Genomic DNA, 19358 nt, shown 5'->3' with positions numbered 1-19358 from the left:
GTCAGTCAAAAACAACTTCGCAGTATATTCATTCGCCGGCGGATGATCAAGTGATGCCTTCGATGGGCGCTTGGCCCCGCCGCGCCCGGCCATTTTTATCCCATTCCCGACGCGAGACCCGTTTCCCCAGACCGGCCCAAGGGCTAGACTGGACACCTATGGCGCCTGAAACAACGGAAAAGATCCCTGAGACGTTGGAACGGCGGCTCCTCGACAGAATCTCGGGGGCCGAGGCCTTTCATATCCTCCAGCGGCATCTACTGGATGTGAAAGAGCCGGGCGAGTCGTTTCTGCTGGGGGGGTTATGCGGCTCGTCACGCACGGTGGCCGCCGCCTGGCTGGCCCGCGAAGCAGCCAGCAGAGGGCGTGGACCAGTGCTTTACCTCCTTCCCGAGAGCAGCGTGATGGAGGACGCCCGTGAGGATATCCAGTTTCTCATCGGAAAGAAGCATATGGCCCTCTTCCCGGACCTGGGCGTTCCCGTTTACGGGTCGCAACATCCCAAAGTCCCCTATCGCGCCGGACGGATCGAAACCCTCGCGGCGCTTCTCAACCATGATGCGCAGCCGTGGATTATCCTCAGCACCCTCCCCGCGATTCTTAAGAGGCTGGCGCCCGTCGAGCGTTTTCGCAGCGGGATCTTTCATCTCCGGCTGGGGCAAACAATCGATCAGGAAGAGTTTCTCGGCATCCTGGTTCGTCTAGGTTATGAGAACCAACCCCTTGTCGGCGAGTACGGCGACATGTCTCATCGCGGCGGGATTGTGGATGTTTATACATTCGGGCTGGAGAATCCCGTCAGAGTTGAATGGGATGGGGATGAGATCGCCTCTCTGCGGGAGTTCGATGTTTTCAATCAGCGATCGATTTCGCAGCAGGCGCAGATGTTCATTCTTCCGATGTGGGAATTGCTGTTCGAGTCTGAAGATTGGGACCGGATAGACAAACAACTCTCGAAACGGCTCAATACGGAGGAAGGCAGCGAAGAGATGGAAGCGGCGCAAAACGCCGTCGACTTTCTCCGCAATGAAGCCGCTTTTACCGGGATGGAATGGATCGCGCCCTTCTTTGACATTCGCCAGGAAACATTGCTGGACTATCTTGGTTCCCGGGCAATTGTTGTCGCCGATAATCCGCTCATGCTGTCACGAGCCCTGCGGTCGGCGCAGGCGACGATCCAGGAAGAATATGCGAAAGTTTCGGGTGACAAGGCGGAGACCCACTGGGATACCGAAACCCCCTGGATGTCTCTTTACGGCAATCCCGAACAAAATTTCATCATGGAGCAGGACCTCTCCCGGCTGTTGAGCCGCTACCCGACACTCTTCCTCGATCCGGCGGGCAGCGATGAGGATTTCCCTGCCGTCGAGATCCCATCACCGCTGAGTCGCGGCGGTGTTGATTTGGCCGGGGTGGGAGAGGGTTTGGAGGATTGGAGCGGCGCCTCCGGCAAGGGGGGCGGGCTGCCCGCCCCGCGGATCGTGCCCGGAACGCAGCAAACGGCAAGGCCTTTAACATTACGAACACGGCCGCAAGAGCGCTTCAATCGAAACCTCGAGCTGACTCGGGATTACCTGTACCGCCTGCGGGACCGCGGCATCGATATCTGGATCTTCTGCGACACAGCGAATCATCGGGACCGGCTTGAAGAGCTGATGGCTGAGGCTCCGGCTGTCTTTGAAGTCGGCAACCTCGCGCAGGGATTTGAGTGCCCCGAGGCGGGGCTGGCTGTTCTGACCGATCATGAAATTTTCAGGCGTCTGCGGCGCCGGACCGCCGGGCGGCGCTACAGCCGCGGGATCAGCTTGAAAGAGCTTCTCGCCATGAGCGCGGGGGATTTCGTTGTTCATATAGATCACGGGATCGGCGTTTATAAGGGTATCCGCCGGCTGGTGGTCAACAGCCAGGAAACCGATTGCATGCTGCTCGAGTACGCGGGCGGCGACAAGTTATACATTCCAGTCGATCAGCTCGATCTTGTGCAGCGCTATTCGGCCGAGGAGGGTGTCCGTCCCTCACTGAGCAAACTCGGCTCAGGCCAATGGCAAAAGACAAAAGCCCGCGTCAAGAAGTCCGTGAAAGAGATGGCCGGCCAGCTCCTGCGCACTTATGCGATCCGCAAGAGCCGGCCCGGCTATGCCTTCGGGCCTGATACCGTTTGGCAAACCGAGATGGAGGCGTCTTTTCCTTTTGAGGAGACGCCCGATCAGGCCAAAACGATCGAAGAGGTACGGACCGATCTCGAACGAGCTGTGCCGATGGAGCGGTTGATTTGCGGCGATGTCGGTTATGGCAAGACCGAAGTGGCGTTGCGGGCCGCTTTCAAAGTGGCGCTGGAGGGGAAGCAGGTCGGCATCCTCGTACCGACCACGCTGCTGGCGCAACAGCACTATGAGACCTTCAGGGAGCGCTTGGAGAAATACCCCGTTCGCGTCGAGGTGATCAGCCGGTTTCGAACGACGAGAGAGCAAAAGGCGATTTTGGCCGACCTGAAAGCCGGTTCGGTGGATATCCTCATCGGCACGCACCGGTTGATTCAGAAAGATGTCGAGTTCAAGGATCTCGGGCTTCTTATCGTCGATGAAGAACACCGCTTCGGTGTGGCGCACAAGGAGAGGCTGAAGCATCTCAAGGAGACGGTCGATCATCTTTCGATGACGGCGACGCCGATCCCGCGGACGCTGCATATGTCATTGATGGGTGCCACGGATATGTCGATCATCCGGACGCCGCCGCGGAACCGGCAATCGGTACAGACTCAGATTGTTGAATTCCGCGAGGATGTCATTGCCTATGCGCTGATGCAGGAAGCCGACCGCGGGGGTCAGTCGTTCTTTGTACATAACCGTGTCGAATCAATCGACGCCATTGCGAATTATGTCCGCGGCCTGGTGCCGCACCTCAGGGTGGCGGTGGCCCACGGGCAGATGCGGGAGCGCCAGCTTGAGAATATCATGAAGTCCTTTCTCGCCGGCGAGCATGATGTGCTGGTTTCGACGATGATTATCGAAGCCGGTTTGGATATGCCGAATGTGAATACAATTTTGGTGAATCGCGTCGATATGCTGGGATTGGCGCAGTTGTATCAGCTGCGGGGGCGCGTCGGCCGCTCCGACCGCAAGGCCTATGCTTATCTGATGCTTCCGTCGAATCGTGTGATTACGGAGACGGCGCAGAAGCGGTTGAAGGCGATTGAAGAGTTCGACGATTTGGGATCGGGTTTCCAGCTCGCCCTGCGGGATCTCGAGATCCGCGGCGCGGGGAATATGCTGGGAGCGGAACAACACGGCTTTATCGTCAATATTGGTTTTGATTTGTACACACGGCTGCTCGAGGAGGCGGTGCGCGAGTTGAAGGGCCTTCCAGCGCCGGAGCGGGTCAGCGCCCGGATTATCACCAATATCGAGGCTTATTTATCCGACAGCTACCTGACCGATCCCAAAGAGAAGATGAATCTTTACAAAACTCTGGCCGACACAGAGAAGATCGAGCAGGTTGATGAACTGATTGCGGAAATCGAGGACCGGTTCGGGAAGATGCCTCCGGCCGGCGAAAATCTGGTGGAGTTGCGCAAGCTGCGGATTCGAGCGAGTCGCGTGGGCGTCGCGACATTGACCATTCGAAACGACCTGATCGATATCGAGATGAACCGGCCGCTGATGCGCAAAGAGATTCAGACCCTCGTATCGGACATGCCGATGCCGGTCGAGTTTCAGTCGCACGGCCGCCACCGGATCCGCGCCAAACACCCGGGCGAAAAGGCGGCGATCCGCGTCGCCGCGATGCTACTGGATGCCCTCGAATGACAATGACCAGGCTTTGAGGGTGTCGAGGTCCGCCGGCGAGATTTTGGCCTCTGGATGGAGCCGGAGATAGATAGGCAGTGGCATCCCGCCTTCCTCGACCTCCTTCACCGCTTCTTTGGAAAGATAAAGCTGCTTCTCCGGCGCATATTGCCGCCAGAGTGAAAAGTTGAGTTTTCCTCTGCCCTCTTCGATATGGCGGCGAAGCATCCAGGATACGGGGGCGATCCGGCCATACCACGGCCAAGTGGTGTTGTAGGAATGGCAGTCAAAGCAGGAGCGGGCCAGGATGTGGGTCGCCGGACCCTGAAGGGCATCATCCGGATTCGCCACGGGATGGGTCCGGTTCACGGGAACGAGCTGAATGGTGATCGCAGCCGCCGCCAGCAGGATGAGGATGATGACGAGGGATCGTTTCATAACGGGCTCCTTATGGGTCGCCGGAGAGGGAGATCGGTTTCCGGCTCCAGCGTATATTGGCCTCTCCGGCCGTCAGCTCATGTCCGGCGCGCCAGCACGACGGTGATATCGTCGGATTGGGTCGAGGGACCCGAATAGCTCGATAGTTCTGCCATGATGCGGCGGAGCAGATCGTCGCAGGGCTCTTTGTTGCAGTTTTGCAGCAACCGATGCAATCGCATTTCACCGAAGAAATCGCCATCGGGGCTTTGGGCCTCGGTGACACCGTCGGTAAATATCGTCAGAAGTGAATCTCGCGGCAGGTCGACCCCGGCCTCCTCGTACTCAATCCGCGGTTTTAGACCGAGGACGAGGCCGGCCGTGGTGAGGGTCTCAATCGATCCTTTGCTGTCGACAAGGATCGGCGGTTCGTGGCCCGCCTGTGCGTAGCGCAGGTTCCCCGCCGCGGGGTCGATGATGGCGAGAAAAACAGTGATAAACCGGCCGGGATCCACACTTGAATAAATAAATCGGTTCAGACGACCCATCGTTTCGGCCGGTCCCTGGCGGCAAAGATCCTGGCTGCGCAGAGAAGCGCGGAAGGACGACATCAGCAGGGCGGCGGGAACGCCCTTTCCGGCGACATCGGCCACAACGACGCCGAGGCGGCCGTCGTCGAGTTCGATGTAGTCAAAATAGTCCCCGCCGATTTCGCGGGCGGAAAGACTCAATCCGGCCAGTTCTAGCCCGTCCAATTGAGGGGCGGATCGGGGCAGGAGCCGCTTTTGTATATCATACGCCAGCTTCAATTCTTCATTATAACGCTGCTGCTCCAGCTCCATGCTCCGCCCGCGTTCCAATCCCCGGGCCATCGTGTTAAACGAGGAGGCGACGCTCCATAATTCATCCTGATCTTCCACAAAAATGCGGTGTGAAAGGTTGCCCTTTGAAAGTTCGCGTGTCGCCTCTGTGAGGCTGCGGACCGAGCGCGCAATCGATCGTCCCATCCCATAGACCATGGTGGTTGTGATCCATGAGGCGCCCAGAACGAGGACCGCCAGTATCCCAAGAATGATCAAGATGGCGATGGCCAGAGGATTGCTCTCACCCGCTGAAATCAACGCCATGAGCGATTCACCCAGTGTTGCGGATGATAGAACAGGGATGGCGGTGCGGTCCCACTGATGATTGTTCCACTGAAGGCAATGGATGATGGCGCCGCCGGGAAGCTGTTTCCAATCCGGCTGGCCGGGCCCGATGGCGGGGGATGTATTCACACCTGTGTTGGAGTCGATAGTGACTCCGCCGGCATTGCGCAAGACGCGCAAGGATGGACTGATCCTGACCGGTATGCCGAGAAGATCGCTGACCCGCGCCATATGCAGCGAGTCGACAATTGTTAATGCTTCGATGCGAAATGGATGTCCATTATAAACCGTATCGACCCGGGCTCGAAGATAGAGCGCCTGGCCGTCCCAAAGCAGAGGTGTGTCCGCGGAGGGACTGTCGATGCCGAGGAGGGAGTCGGGTGGAAAAGCCGGAGTTTTGCCGAGGGAATAGGCGGGATTATCTCCTTCTTGTATCAAGACCATCTGGCTCCTGACACCCATACCGAATGGGTGGGACGCGATCTCTCCCGACTCGGACAATGTCGCCGAAAGGCGTTCAACCGCCGCTTCGGATGATTGCGTGATGAGCTTGGTGGCGATGAGGCCGCGATAAGTGGAGAGGAAGAGGGCGCCGGAGAGCAGCAGGAAGAGGGCGACAAGAACGACGGGGACCACACCGGCCAGCAAATGTGAAACCAGGAGCCGGTTGCGGATGCGCCGGATCGATAAATGAATCCGATTCGCTGTTCGAGGAAGGGTCAGCGCCGCATAGATCAGGGCCATGGTGGAGGCAAATGACTGGAATTGGAAAATCGACAGAGCGATGTCGCTCGGGAATATTTTGCCGTCGACACCGATGCTGTAGCCGCACAGGAGCAGCGAGATGAAACTCACAAAACTTACAAGGGTGAGGGCGCGGGCGCCCAGGCCCTCCCGCCAGCGAAGCGCCCAAAGCCAAGGGATGGCAAGGATGACCACCAGGGGATAGAGTTTTCTGCCGAATCCCGCGATGAGGAGCGCCGCGATGAAGAGCGCCGCCCAGACCCAGAAGCGCCGGTTCTGTTGGCGCCTCCAAAGGGTGAGCGAAAGGATGACATGCAGGAGGATGATCGATCCGACCCAACCCGTTACCAAGACGAGATTCAGCGCAAACGGTCCGATCGTCCTCTCTGCTGATCCATAGATGAAACCGACGAGTATTGGGCCGACACGGCAGGTGATGATCCCGATGCACCAAAGGATGAGGAGCCCGGACAACTTGGGGCGTGACCGATACCGGTACCAGGCCAGCGCTATGGAAAGTCCAAGCAGATGAAAGAGGTAAGCGGTCATTCCGTGCCCTCTCCGGCCGGTCCGTTCTGGGGATTGCCAGGATAGCCAAGATCCTGAAGCCTCTGGATCTCCGCAGTCTAAAGGAAGTATACGGGCGCTGAAAGGATCTGTTTCGATAAGGAAGATTCTTCCATGATATGATCTTATACTGTATCACTTGATCCAGGTTCAGCGAGCGCTATGGGTATCAGGAGTCCGGCCGCCGGGAGGTGCAATGATCAAGGCGATTCTGTTGGATGTCTATGGGACACTCCTCACCACCGATCTTGAGATCGCACCCTATTCCGATCTTCTGCGGGCGTATCAACTTGACGACCGTGAGCTGGAAGAGGCCCGGCGGGATTTTATGACCACACCCTACGATACTATTGATGCATGGGTGCTGGCGCTGAGCCGTCAGTATCCTGACCGCGTTGTTTCCAAAGAAATTCTGCACAAAGTCGAAACCGAACTGAAGCGGCATCAAGCGTCGTTCAGATTATTCGACGGCGCGGCGGCCGTCCTTGACGGCCTGCGAGGGAAGGGATACGTGACCGCGATTGTCACAAATCTCTCAACGACATACAAAGAGCCCATCCTTCGGCTCGGTCTGGATGAGCTGGTTGATTATCGGGTCTATTCCTGTGATGTCGGCTTCATGAAACCGGAACGTGAAATATTCGAGATTGCTCTGGGAGCGGTGGAGGCGGCCGCCGGCGAGGCCGTCATGGTGGGGGATAACCTCGCCGACGATGTAGAGGGAGCGAAAAACGCAGGGATCCGGCCCATCCATATCGAGGCCGGCGTCCACGGCGCCTTGCCCTCCCTACTCGAGTTGCCGGAGCATTTGGAGCGGCTTATTTAACGATAACGATCCGCCCTCCCACCCGGCTCCGGGAATCAAGATTCAGAAAGTAAAGGCCGGAATTCACCAGGTCGCCGTTTTCCATGCGGCCGTCCCATAGATAGACCGCTTCGGCGCCGGAAAAATCACCTGTCAGGGTGCGGATATGCCTGCCGTCCAATCCATGAATGTCTAAGAGGGCCGGAGTCCGCCCGGCCGGCATATCACCGAGAGGTGCTTGTATAAAAACCCTCTGGCCGGCATGAACCGGATTCCGGCTGAGGCGCAGCCCGCCCCTCCCGCCGGATGGTTCCAGGGACTCGACACCGGCACCGGTTGAATTGAATCCGGCGTAGGCGTCCTGATGGAGATTGCGGATATCGGTCCAGATCGGCACCGCCCGGCCGTTGTGGGAGACCACGCCGATATACTCGCCGAGAAGACCCGCCCGCGAGAGTGAGATCACCGGCTGTCCGAGATCGATCGCCGTATCGTTCGGGAGGTTTCCTGTGAAAGCGAAATTCGGGTCGCTCGCTTCTGTGCTGACCTGGGTGTTCGCCGCCCAGGTGAGGCCGCCGTCGGTCGATTGCGTCAGGTAACAATGATATTTGCGGTTTTGTGGATCATTCCGCCGGTCTAAGAAAACGACAGTGACGGTGCCCTGATTGTCTACCGTGAGCCATGGCAGGAATTGATCCCGGCCGTTGCCCGGCGTGTCATCGTTGATGCGAACCGGTGTGCTCCAATTCGATCCCATGTCGTCGCTGAACATCACCCAGATGTCCCGATCGGTGAAGCCGCCGCGCCGGTCCATGAAGGAGAGATAGAGGCGCCCGGAGTAGGGGCCGTCGGTGATATCGGCATCCATATGGGGTGACGAATAGGCGTCGACACCCCCGTTCAGTTCCGTCGACGGCGTATAGACATTAACCACGGTGCGGTCGGCGCCGAAAGTGGCCCCGCCGTCGGTGGAGACATCCAGCAGAATGGCGGAGCTGTAATAACTCGTCCACGCGATGTAGACCTCGCCGGAGCGGCCGACCACCGGTATGGGGAATTGCACATTGGAGATATCCCCGACGCGGATGGAGTTTCCCCAGGTCTGGCCCGAGTCGGTCGAGCGGCGATACATGATCTCCGTGATTGAGGAAAAGCGGGCCCAGGTCACATAGAGGTTTCCCGCGTGCGCGCTGTCGGTCCGGTCACAGGCGATAAACTCCTTGTCTTCGAAAACGCCGGGGTACTGATCGATCACCGTCATGGAAGGACCCCAGGTGACGCCGCCGTCGGTCGATTTTTGAACGAAGAAGCCGTTGGGCTCGGAGGTGCTGGTGTAGGAGAGGATGATCACATAGAAATTTCCGTCGAGATCGGTCGTGATCCCGGGATCGCTGTGCCAAGGATAATGGGATTCCTCTAGAAGTCCACCCTCGGTCCATGAAGCGCCGGCGTCGAATGTATAAGACCAGCCGAGCCGCCGGTATCCCAGCCGGAAATCCCGCCAGACAGCGACCATATTGTTCGGATTGGCGGGATTGATCGCAATCTGCTCTTCGTTCTGAAGCTCCGTCGTGCTGTCCTGATTCAGCCGCTGGTTGATCCACTCATCAGCCTGGACGGCCAACGGAAGAACAATCAAGCAGATGAAGATAAAGAGCCGGAAGACGCCGTTCGGTTTGCCCATGATAATGCCTCCTCGTGGGGCTGGTTTTTTTGGGGGCCGGCCGCGATGCCGCTCACCGGCATTATAACGATATCATAATCGGGGGCGTTCTTGAAGGGGTTAACGCAGCAACAATGTCCGCTTCACCGTTTCCGTGTGATCCGTAGTGAGCTTGTAAAAGTAAATGCCGCTGCCGACGCGGCGTCCGCCGTCATCCCGGCCGTCCCAGCTGAAATGATGAAGCCCCGCATCGAGGCCGCCTTGATAGAGGTTTCGCACCCGCCGCCCGGCGACATCGAAGATCGAGAGCGTGACGGAACCGCCGGGGTGATTCAGTTCAATCCGCTGCGGCGGCAGGAAGGGAGTCGGCGAGAGATGAAGAGCGCCGAGAGGCCATGACGCCGCTTGAGGGGGTGGGGCCATGGAATAGTGCGCGCCGACACGGGCCGAATTAAAGATGTCAGCCCCATATTGATTCCATCCGCCGCGGGCGGAGGCGGCGATGCTTCCCGGCAATTGTAAAACCTGTAGCGTCGCGTCCCGGCACGCGATCACCATCTCCAAATCGCCGTCGCCGTCCAGATCCTCAATGGTGGGGGGCATCACCAGATCATTAAAGATCATCGGCCAGCCCGATTCCGGGCGGCAGGTCTCTCCCGGCTCCCAGGAGAAGAGCGCGCCGCCGGCCGAGGGCGCGAGGATTTCTATCACGCCGTCGCCGTCGAAATCGCTCAAAATCGGCTCGCTCCAGACCACGCCGGCATTGATATTCCCTGAATTTCTCGAAGGGAGAATGGACTCATCGGTGCACCTCCATCCGGTGATCTCGGAATTTCCGACGCTGAGGATATGAACGCGGTGGGAAGAAACATAGCGCCCCCGGCGATCAACCCGGCCCGCAATCACCATTTCATATCCGCCGTCATGATTGAGATTGGCCAGCGCCGGCCGCGGCGGAGGGTAGCTGTCATTATCCGACCGGAACGACCAATCCCAATTCTCGCCCCGCGCCTCGACCTCCCCCGTCAGCGGATCGATGACCCAGACGCGGCCGGGCCGCCCCGGGTCGCCCGGTTCGCCGGTCTGGTTGGTCACGACGATCTCTTCCATGAAGTCGCCGTCCACATCCGCGACCGCCGGAGAGGAAAGGGAGTAATCGGCGATATCGGTATCGAAGGCTTCGAGATGAATATCCCATAGGGGATCGGCAAGGGTGGATCGATCGCGATCGCGGGGAACAGGCCAGCAGATCAGATGCCCCGACCGCGTCGATTGTATAATATTGAATCCGCCCGGTTCGGCCGCTGAGGCGATGGCGAGGGATCGGAAATTATAAGTGGATCCGTCCGGTGTTTCGGCGTACGACCCGCTTGGAAAATGTGTAAGGAGAGGCTCGCCGTCAGCCATCCAGGCATGCAGAAGGGCGCCGTCGGAAGGGAGCAGGATTTGTGGAAGATCCTCTCGATGGAAACGCCAGACCAGCGGCGCGCTGAGGATAGAGGAGACGGGCGCGGTCCAATACAATTCGGGCCGCCAATGTTCACCATCCTCCTCCGGCACGAGACGCAGGACATAGAGGGCGTTCTGGCGGACATTTCCGGCCAAGCCCCAGCTCGGCACCGGCGGCGAGAGGAGATCTTCCCGGTAGTCGAAGGGGAAAAGGGCCAGCGCCTCCGTGAAGATCCGATCGGGATCGTCGGGTAATCCGGGATCGAAGAAGAGACCGTCGGCATATTCCTCGCCCGACCGCAGGGGCGCGCCGTCGGAGAACCAGGCATAAATCTTCCGGCCGGCCGCAAAGACGACACCGCGATCGCCGAAATAGGGCGGCGGCAGAACGGTCGGCGCCGTCGAGAGGATGCCGGGCACCCGGCGCGGCCAGCCGGGAGCGGCGGGATACCAGGGGTGATCGGGCTCCGTCACGGCCGGGGGGCCGGAAACGCAGCCGTCACAGGCCCGGATCTGAAATCGGTATTGTGCAAGAAGACCTTCGTCGTAGGTTTCGATCGCCATGCCGTTCATTGAAGAAACTTCGTAGCGGCTGGTGGAATCGGCGAACCCGATCAGAAAGGGGTTATCATCGGGAGGGACGGCTTCGATCAGATAGCGGACCGCGCCCTCGACCGGACTCCATCGAAGCACCAGGGATCGGCCGGCGGACTCGATCTGCAAGTCTTTCGGCGCTTGGAGTGAATCGGCGGCGCCGCCGCAGGGGCCGAAATGCTGTATTGTCGAGCCCTCCATGAGACCGGCTTCTACTTCCAGGGTAAAGGTTGTCTCCAGAACCTCTTCTATGGTCGCGGCCGAGAGAAGGAGCGGGGTGGAGGTGGTTCCAAAGCCGCCGGGAGGGATGCCCGCGGCGTCCGCCGTGCTGTCCACCACTTCCCCCGGGCCACTGAGCCTGCGAAGGGTAATGTGCAAGGTGTCCGGCGCGGCGTGGCCCCTGTTCCGAAAGATCGGAAACAATTTCAGGATCACATCGGCGTCGGCTGATCGCCATGTTCGCTTTGAAGTGATCAAATCGAGTACGGGGGCGCTCCAGACCGTCGAAAAATCCGAGAAAGATCGGAGATTTTCTCCATAGTCGAGACGGAGGGTGAAAGGCATCGTGATCTCATCGGGCGCCGATGGCGCGAGCGCCAACGACCAGGTCGCCTGAAGCGTGTCGCCCGGATCCACATCCCGTTCCGGCGCCAAGCTGCCACGATGCGGCCCCCGCAGTGACAACCAATCCGACGCATCGGCCCGGAAAATGATAGCGTCATCCGTTGCGTCGCCGCGGAATTGGAATTGAATTGAATCGCCGCTCCAGACAATCTGATCCTCCCAGGTTTCCATCGATGTGCCGACAGCGGTGAAGCCGCCTCCGGTGAAGAGCGTTCCGGTGAAAAGCGGTTCGGGCGACCCCTCTTGTGAGTGGGTCGACAGCATGTAGGAACCATCCTCGGGATCCCGCCAGAGCCGGACGTTTGAGCCTTCCGGTGTGGGGGGCGCTCCCTCACTGCGATACCCGTGCCCGGCGTCCGGAAGGGAGAAGCGGCTTTTCGCCGGATGGGCGCCGCCGGCGCCGATGAGGATCGATTCCCGATCCGCCATATCGTCGATCGAGAGATCCACATCGATCGGGGGCGATGCCCAGAGCATCGGCTGCGGATGGGACGCCGGACCGACTCCCGTATTCAGAGCGGTCACATGCAGCCGGATGTTTTCGCCCGCCTCCGGAAGGCCGTCTCCATCGCCGCCGGGCGGGGCGTCGGAAAGGATGTGATGGTCATAAGTGAGATAGGGCAGGGTTGATTCGACCGCAAGGCTCTCCCGCACGGTGAGATACCCCGGAGCGGTAACGGTGATGAGAACGGGATCGGATGTGAGGACCGGGAAACCCGGGAAGCGGGCGGTGCCGTCAAGCCCGGCCGTCTCGATGCCGTAGGACGCGGCCCCCTGTTTCAGGCAGACGGCGGCATCTTGTACAAAACCACCGCCGACGCCGTCGCGGAGCTGAATGGAAATGGAGCGAGGACCCAAAGATGAGAGGCCGGGGGGATCGATCTCGATCTCGAGCCGCTTCGGTTCGCCGGGCCAAACCGGCATTTCCGGATCTCCAAGAAGGGTGTATTCGAAGGATTTTTCAACCGCGTCGGCGCCCCCCTCATAAGCCTCAACGATCGACAGGGAAAGGGCCGCGCCGAGGTTCGGGAGATCACCGGTCGCGACTTTATCAAAGAGCCTTTCGGCGATATCGCTTCCGAACCCGCCGAGCGAGAGGGTCTTGCCGATGAAGGCGACCGCCCCGCCATCGGGCGATCTAAGAAAAGCTTCGCTCACGGCGTCGAGATCGTACTCGTTGACGAAACTCCCGGCGCTGAAGACGATCGAATAACGGGGTGCGCCCGCCCCGTTCTGAAGCTCATAAACGAGCTCCTTCGACAGATCCCGGATGCCGGACCATTGTCCGCTCAGATGCGACCGGCAACGCGACCGCCAGGTGTCGGAGTGGTTGCATCCCAGCGGGGGCGGGGGAAGGCCGGCGACCGTGGGATTTCCAAGAAAAGAACGGAGAGAATGTTCAAGATGCCAAACAATGTGAAATCCGTCATTGAGACGGTCGCGCAGCGCCGATCCGGTCCAGGGTGTCGGATGCAGCGGCTCCAAATAAGAGATGAGTTCGGTATAACAGGGATGCGGGATCCCATCGCACATCTCCATATGCAGGTCGGGCATCGCATAAAGACGCAGTGTGTCGGACCAGCCCGCCGCGCGAAATGGTTTTAGGACCCTCTCGGTATGCGGATAGCCGCAACCGTCATCGCGGGGATTCATATCATTCACCGGTCCCGTCGCCAGCAGGACGGATGTGTAATAGCCGGGACCGGGATCCAGGCCGCGGTCGCGGCGATAGGCCCGGATCTTATCCACCATGACCTGGGCCTCGGCCGCGCTGCGGCAGGGCAGGCGTCCGATCCAGGCCTGATCAAATTGCGGCGACAAGGGCCCCAGATCGCCGGCGCCGTCCCAAATGAAAGCGTCATCATCGAGGTTCCAATCCTCATGATACCGCACATAGTAGATGTCGGCCGGAGGATCGGGCCGGTCGTGTTCCCGGTCGCTCTGGCCGTCGAGCCGGCGCGTGGGCACGATGTCGATATCGCCGCCCAGCAGAACCCATCTCACCCCCCAGTATTTCACCGCGTCATACAGGTAGTTCTTTATCTTTTCCGCCGTATCAAAACCATCATAGCGGCGCCGGATCGCGCTGACGCGCTCCACGACGGTCGGCAGGCCCTGCTCGGTTTTCCAAAGAGCGTACGCGGCGAAGACGGCGGTCATCGGTCCGGCGGAGTTCCCGGAGATGGTTTGATCGTCGGTCAGGATGACCTGGGCGATCGCGGGGCCTTGCAGCGAGGGCCAGCGCGTGGGATTGAAACCGCCGTAGGGTGTCGATGCGACCTGATTCTTTGTATAAGACGGTGTCTGAAACAGCGTATCAGCCGCGGCATCCAGGAGCGCCTCGGCCGGAATCGCCGCCCCCCCGTAAAACGTTTGCAGGTCTTCGGGATTGAGAACCGTCTTGAGGATCCATCGCGCTTCCGGAGATCGCACCCCTTCAGTATCGGATGATCGCAACGGCTTGAAGACGGCCGCCTCTTCCGAAGGAGAGAGCGGATCAAGGTAAAGGGTGATGTGGAGTTCGCCGGGCGGAAACAATCGGCCGGAATCGAGCGGATGATGATTTGGTTTGAACATTATCTGTGCGAGATGATAGCCGCGGAGAAATCCTGTTCGTAGGAGTTTAACATAAGACGGCTCAATCTCCCGCACCCGGGCCGCGCCGGGCAATAGAATCCAGCGGATCTCGCCGGCGGGTGCGGAGGTGTGGGAAGGCAGGGTTGCGGTTGAGGGCCCTGCGCTCGGAGAAAGAACGAGATCGAGGCGGCCGGGCGTCCGGCCCGCCCCCACCGCGGGCGCGGCGAGGCACCCATCCGTCAGAAGGAAGAGGATTCCGGCGGACAGGATTCCAATGAAGCCGAAGTGCGTCATGCGATCCATCCCACGGCGACGCCTCATTCCACCCTCCACAAAAGGGGATCTCACAAATCCCGCTCCCCGGATTCCAGGGGTTTTACCGGGGAGGCTTCGCCCACTATGATGCCACAGGAGGGATCGATGAAATACCGCTTTTGCCCACTTTGCGCGACCCCCTTGAAACCGGAGTTTCGAGGGGGCCGGGAGCGTCCCGTGTGCCATCGATGCGGGTATGTCCGCTATGAAAATCCCGTCGCCGGTGTGGCCGGGATCGTTCTCGTTCCCGGCGATCATGCGATTCGCTGGCATGAACCCCTGATCGGTGGCGGGGCCGGCCTTGCCCCACCCGGCCGGACGCCCCTCATTCTTCTGGCCCGCCGCACGATTCCGCCGGAGGGATGGTGCATACCGTGCGGTTATGTTGAAGCCGACGAGGAGATTCGATCGGCGCTCATCCGCGAAATGGAGGAGGAGACGGGTCTGATCATCGCGCCGCGGGAGGTTTATGCCGTCCAGAGCAATTTTCACAATCCGGATCAACCCACGGTGGGAACCTGGTTTCTCTGCAGCGTCACCGGCGGGCGAGCGCAGGCGGGAGATGATGTCGATCGCTTGGCCCTGTACCCGGTGACCGATCCGCCGCCGCTGGCCTTTCCGACGGATAAGGTTGTCTTGGAGCGGTTGGGATCGATCCCGCCGGAAGAGTTGTGATACGATGCCCCTCGGTCCCCGGCACGGGGAGAGAGTTGATGTGATGAGGGGGGAGGATGAATTATGCAGAAAATTGTCGAATGTGTTCCGAACTTCAGCGAGGGGCGGGATAAGGGCGTCATCAATGCGATCACGGCGGAAATTTCGGGAACAGATGGGGCGGAGCTCCTCGATGTCGATCCCGGCGCCGATACCAACCGCACCGTCGTGACGATGGCCGGGGCCCCTGAGGGGGTTCTGGAAGCGGCTTTTAAGGCGATCAAAAAAGCGGCGGAACTCATTGACATGTCCCGGCATGCAGGGGCTCACCCGCGTTTCGGCGCGACCGATGTTTGCCCCTTTGTCCCTGTTTCAGGAATGACGATGGACGAGTGTGTCGAACTGGCCAAGCGTCTCGGCGAGCGGGTCGGCCGTGAGCTTGGGATCCCCGTCTATCTTTACGAGCACGCCGCCACGCGCCCGGATCGGCAATCGCTGGCTGATATCCGGCAGGGTGAGTACGAGGCGCTGCCGGAAAAGCACAAGGATCCCGGGTTCAAGCCCGATTACGGTCCGGCGGCATTTAACAAAAAATCAGGCGTCACCGCCATCGGGGCCCGTCAGTTTTTGGTCGCCTATAATGTGAATCTCAACACCCGCGACAAGAAGCTGGCGCACGAGATTGCTTTGAATATCCGCGAAGGCGGGCGGAGTCTCAGGGGCGAAGATGGCAAGTTTGTCCGCGATGAGAATGGCGAGGTGGTGCGGCAGCCGGGTACGCTGAAGGCGGCCCGGGCGGTGGGCTGGTATATCGATGAGTACGGCCAGGCGCAGGTTTCCATCAACCTGATTAATACAAGTATCACCCAGCCGCATGTCGCTTTCGACGAGGTTGTCCGGCAGGCGGAGGCCCTCGGCCTGCGCGTGACGGGGAGTGAGATTGTCGGTTTGATTCCCCTCGAGTCGATGATCGCGGCCGGCAGGCACTATATCAGGAAGCAGGGTTTGTGGGAGGGTGTGCCGGAGCGGGAGATTGTACATATCGCCATCAAGTCGATGGGTCTCGCCGATCTGTCGCCTTTTGATCCCGATGAAAAGATCATCGAGTACAAACTGCGGAAGAAGACACCGAGCCTTATCAAAATGACCGTGAGGGATTTTCTCGACACCGTTTCATCCGACGCCCCGGCGCCGGGCGGCGGCAGCGTCGCCGCCCTATCAGGGGCCCTATCGGGCGGGCTGAGTTGCATGGTCGCCAGCCTGACGCGCGGCAAGAAGGGATACGAGCAGGCGCAGGTCGCCCTGGAGGCTGTCGCCGACCGGGCCCAAGGACTGAAAGACGCCTTTCTGCTCGATGTTGACCGGGACACCGATGCTTTTAACCAGCTCATGGCGGCGGCGCGGCTTCCCAAGAAGACGGATGAACAGGTCGCGGCGCGTGAGGAGGCGATGCAGGCGGCGACCCGCCTGGCGATCGATGTCCCCCTGTCCGTCCTGAAGAGGAGCCTGGAGGTTCTCGAGGTGGCGGATGCTGTGGCCGATTCTGGCAACGTGAATTCTCTCAGTGATGCCGGTGTCGCTGCTTCGGCGGCGCGGACAGCGGCGGAAGGAGCCTATCAGAATGTCCTGATCAATCTTCCAGGTCTGACCAATGCCGCGGAGCGCCGAAAAATCCTCGATCAAGCACAAGCCGTCCTGTCGGCGGCCTTGGCGCAGTCCCAGCGGATCTGGAAGGGGATCAGCGATAAACTCGCGAATAATTTAGAGAATTAGCGCGGCGCCGCAGAAAAAATAAAAAATGACGGCGGCGTAACGGTTTGATTTACAAGCGGTTACGCCGCCGATCCTCTTTTTCTTAAAAAGATACAAAAAAATAGATTTTACATGTTGACATCTTATTTAGAGTATGCGATATTTTAATACATAGATGACAGGTATCCCTCCCCAAGAGCCTGTTGTCGGAAATGCGGTCACCCGTAGGGAAACTTGGTAGCCACGCGGCCAGGCTCTAAGTGGAAGTTCGGGTGACCGCCTTTCTTTTTAATAAAGCGTGACCCGCACCGTATCCCGAATGGCCAGTGCCTGACCCACGATGATCGCGATCCCCGGTTCATTGACACTGCGATAGGAGACAACCGCCAGCCCATCCCTCGTATAGGCGACCGGGTCGATTTTTCCGGGAGAGGCTAGAAAATAAACCGCTGTACTATCGGGCGCCGGCTCACCATTCACCTTGAGGGTCGCCCAAACGGTCGAGCTGCTGAGGGTGTCGGCCTTGAGCAAAAGGGGCATGACATCCAGCTGCAGCTGAATTCCGGTTTGCGGACTCACGGGGTCGTTACCGGTTTTGCAGGATGGGAGGATCACCGCAACGGTCAGAAGACCGAACAAGACCCCCCAAAAGGAGAGACGGGCGAATCGGGGTCTCTTCCCGTCAGCACCATTGTACCTTGTTATCTTTGTCATTCTGCTGGTATGACTCACAGGCCTATTCACCTCCTGTTTTGTGAAAGTTCCGATTAAAGATCGGCCACCCTCACCGGTGCGGCCTTCCTAAGTACCCTCCACTACCGCCAGAACACCTAACAGCTCCGTCTCCACATCGATGGCGATTCGCCGGGCGGCTTCTTCCATGAGCGCCCGGCGAACTTCCGGCGGCGGCACCATTCGGTCCTCATCGGAACCGATCGGTAGGAGTTCCATCCCCATTCCTCGCCGGATTTTGCTGTGAAGTAAGGTCTCATGGAGGGTAGACCCATAGATTCCGTCTTTAACAATAAGCCTCATCGTTACATTGATTGTCGCCCGGGGTGACGAAAGGATATGCGGGATGCTGAGGCCTCGATCGTTGCCTTCAGAAATCCCCACAAGATTCGTCGACACCGTGACGACCGGTTCCCCGCTCCCAAGAGCAGCGGCATCGGCCGCTGACCGAACTCGGAATTCCGGAGTTTGTGAAAGTTGAGCCAGGAGCCGATCTTTCACCATATCCAGAAAACCGTTGGGATCCTTCCCTGTTCCCTCTTGAGCCGGGGACTCGAGGATTACCGTCATGAACCTGTCAGCCGGTCGATATGGTACGAAGCCCCGCACCAATGTCTGCCGGCCCTTGCTGAAGCGGAATGACATCGTTGTCGGCGCTTCAATACCGGAAAGCAATTCCCGGTTAACACCGAACTCCAACCCAAATCCCCAAAAAAGGGAGTGGCGGATACCGCCAAAAACCTCTGATTGGAAATCCTTATCGGTAAGGTTGTATTGGGAGAAATATTCCCCCCGCAACGCGAAGCCGAAGGGCAGTCCATCGTACCAATCGACGCCGGCGCCGCCCGTCAGGGCCATCGATTTATCGCCTCCCGGCATCCAGAGGCCGGGTGACAACATGACACTAACGAGTGAACTCTTCCATTGAAGGGATCCCTCGGCGAGAAGATCGTGTGTCCGGCTTGTAAATTCGGCCAGAGGCGGCTTCTCTTCGTCAAACCCTGTTGGAAGGCTGAGAGCGAAACGAAGGCTTCCCCTGATTTCACTGTCTTCGCTGAGCCAAGTGTGAAGCCTCGCTTGAATGGAGGTATCTCCAGGGCCCTGCTTGTGAAGCTCCCCAAGCAGTTGCTCGTGGAAAGGGAAGGAAGCGCCGACAGCCAACCAATGTGTAACCCCATAGAGCGCTGAAAACCTGTTGGTCACAAAGGTCGGGGCGGAAGATTTTTCCTGGTCGTACTGGTATCGTAGGAAAAGTTCGCCGGGCGCCGGACCATCGGCGTAGGCCAGATGATTCAGGTCACCATCGGCCGGGACCGGCCAAATGGATGTTGCCGCATATGTGTAACTTGTTGCGCACAACAAGATAAGACCTGCGATCCAAACGATCCTCATCTGTCTCCCTTTGGCCATCCCTTCGACGACGGCCATGCATCCCCACGCTATCATCGCAAGGGCCGTGCCACTTGCGGTGGTTATCCGCTAGGGGGCGTTGCCGGAACGGGAGGAGGGAACTTCCCGCACCGGCGCCCCCT

Annotated in this window: 10 protein-coding genes; 4 read left to right on the top strand and 6 right to left on the bottom strand. The window is 59.3% G+C overall.

What is annotated here, in order from left to right:
- Nucleotides 1-158 precede the first annotated feature (158 nt).
- Nucleotides 159-3806: a transcription-repair coupling factor gene (gene mfd, locus KJ970_03960; GenBank protein ID MBU2690058.1), complete on the top strand. Its 3648-nt coding sequence runs from the start codon at nucleotides 159-161 to the stop codon at nucleotides 3804-3806.
- On the opposite strand, the gene KJ970_03955 is transcribed toward mfd, so the two are convergent.
- Nucleotides 3786-4223 (bottom strand): heme-binding domain-containing protein, encoded by a 438-nt coding sequence (locus KJ970_03955; GenBank protein ID MBU2690057.1) that lies wholly within the window; start codon nucleotides 4221-4223, stop codon nucleotides 3786-3788. The two genes, mfd and KJ970_03955, sit on opposite strands and share 21 nt — an antisense overlap.
- 77 nt (nucleotides 4224-4300) lie before the next feature.
- Nucleotides 4301-6643, bottom strand: a complete 2343-nt coding sequence (locus tag KJ970_03950; protein ID MBU2690056.1) for a SpoIIE family protein phosphatase — start codon at nucleotides 6641-6643, stop codon at nucleotides 4301-4303.
- A 214-nt stretch (nucleotides 6644-6857) separates the two neighbouring features.
- On the opposite strand from KJ970_03950, the gene KJ970_03945 reads away from it, so the two are divergent.
- A complete protein-coding gene (locus tag KJ970_03945) occupies nucleotides 6858-7487 on the top strand; it encodes an HAD family hydrolase (protein ID MBU2690055.1) in 630 nt (209 codons plus the stop codon).
- Here KJ970_03945 and KJ970_03940 read toward each other — a convergent pair.
- Together KJ970_03940 and KJ970_03935 are read right to left on the bottom strand one after the other, a co-directional pair.
- Entirely contained in the window at nucleotides 7480-9150 is a 1671-nt protein-coding gene (locus KJ970_03940; GenBank protein ID MBU2690054.1) for a glycoside hydrolase, read from the bottom strand. The genes KJ970_03945 and KJ970_03940 overlap by 8 nt on opposite strands.
- 99 nt (nucleotides 9151-9249) lie before the next feature.
- Nucleotides 9250-14694 (bottom strand): hypothetical protein, encoded by a 5445-nt coding sequence (locus tag KJ970_03935; GenBank protein ID MBU2690053.1) that lies wholly within the window; start codon nucleotides 14692-14694, stop codon nucleotides 9250-9252.
- Between the two features lie 99 nt (nucleotides 14695-14793).
- Between KJ970_03935 and KJ970_03930 the strand changes: the two genes are divergently transcribed.
- Nucleotides 14794-15363 (top strand): NUDIX domain-containing protein, encoded by a 570-nt coding sequence (locus tag KJ970_03930; protein ID MBU2690052.1) that lies wholly within the window; start codon nucleotides 14794-14796, stop codon nucleotides 15361-15363.
- 63 nt (nucleotides 15364-15426) lie between these two features.
- On the top strand, nucleotides 15427-17115 hold the full coding sequence (gene ftcD, locus KJ970_03925; protein ID MBU2690051.1) for a glutamate formimidoyltransferase: 1689 nt from the start codon (nucleotides 15427-15429) through the stop codon (nucleotides 17113-17115).
- Nucleotides 17116-17382: 267 nt separating this feature from the next.
- On the opposite strand, the gene KJ970_03920 is transcribed toward ftcD, so the two are convergent.
- Nucleotides 17383-17826, bottom strand: a complete 444-nt coding sequence (locus tag KJ970_03920; protein MBU2690050.1) for a hypothetical protein — start codon at nucleotides 17824-17826, stop codon at nucleotides 17383-17385.
- 69 nt (nucleotides 17827-17895) lie between these two features.
- Nucleotides 17896-19218 (bottom strand): hypothetical protein, encoded by a 1323-nt coding sequence (locus KJ970_03915; GenBank protein ID MBU2690049.1) that lies wholly within the window; start codon nucleotides 19216-19218, stop codon nucleotides 17896-17898.
- Nucleotides 19219-19358 lie beyond the last annotated feature (140 nt).

Source organism: Candidatus Eisenbacteria bacterium (genome assembly GCA_018831195.1).
In the GTDB taxonomy this organism is placed as follows: Bacteria; Eisenbacteria; RBG-16-71-46; order CAIMUX01; family JAHJDP01; genus JAHJDP01.
Note: the sequence above shows the minus strand (reverse complement) of the source record. Positions and strands in the feature narration are given on the sequence as shown.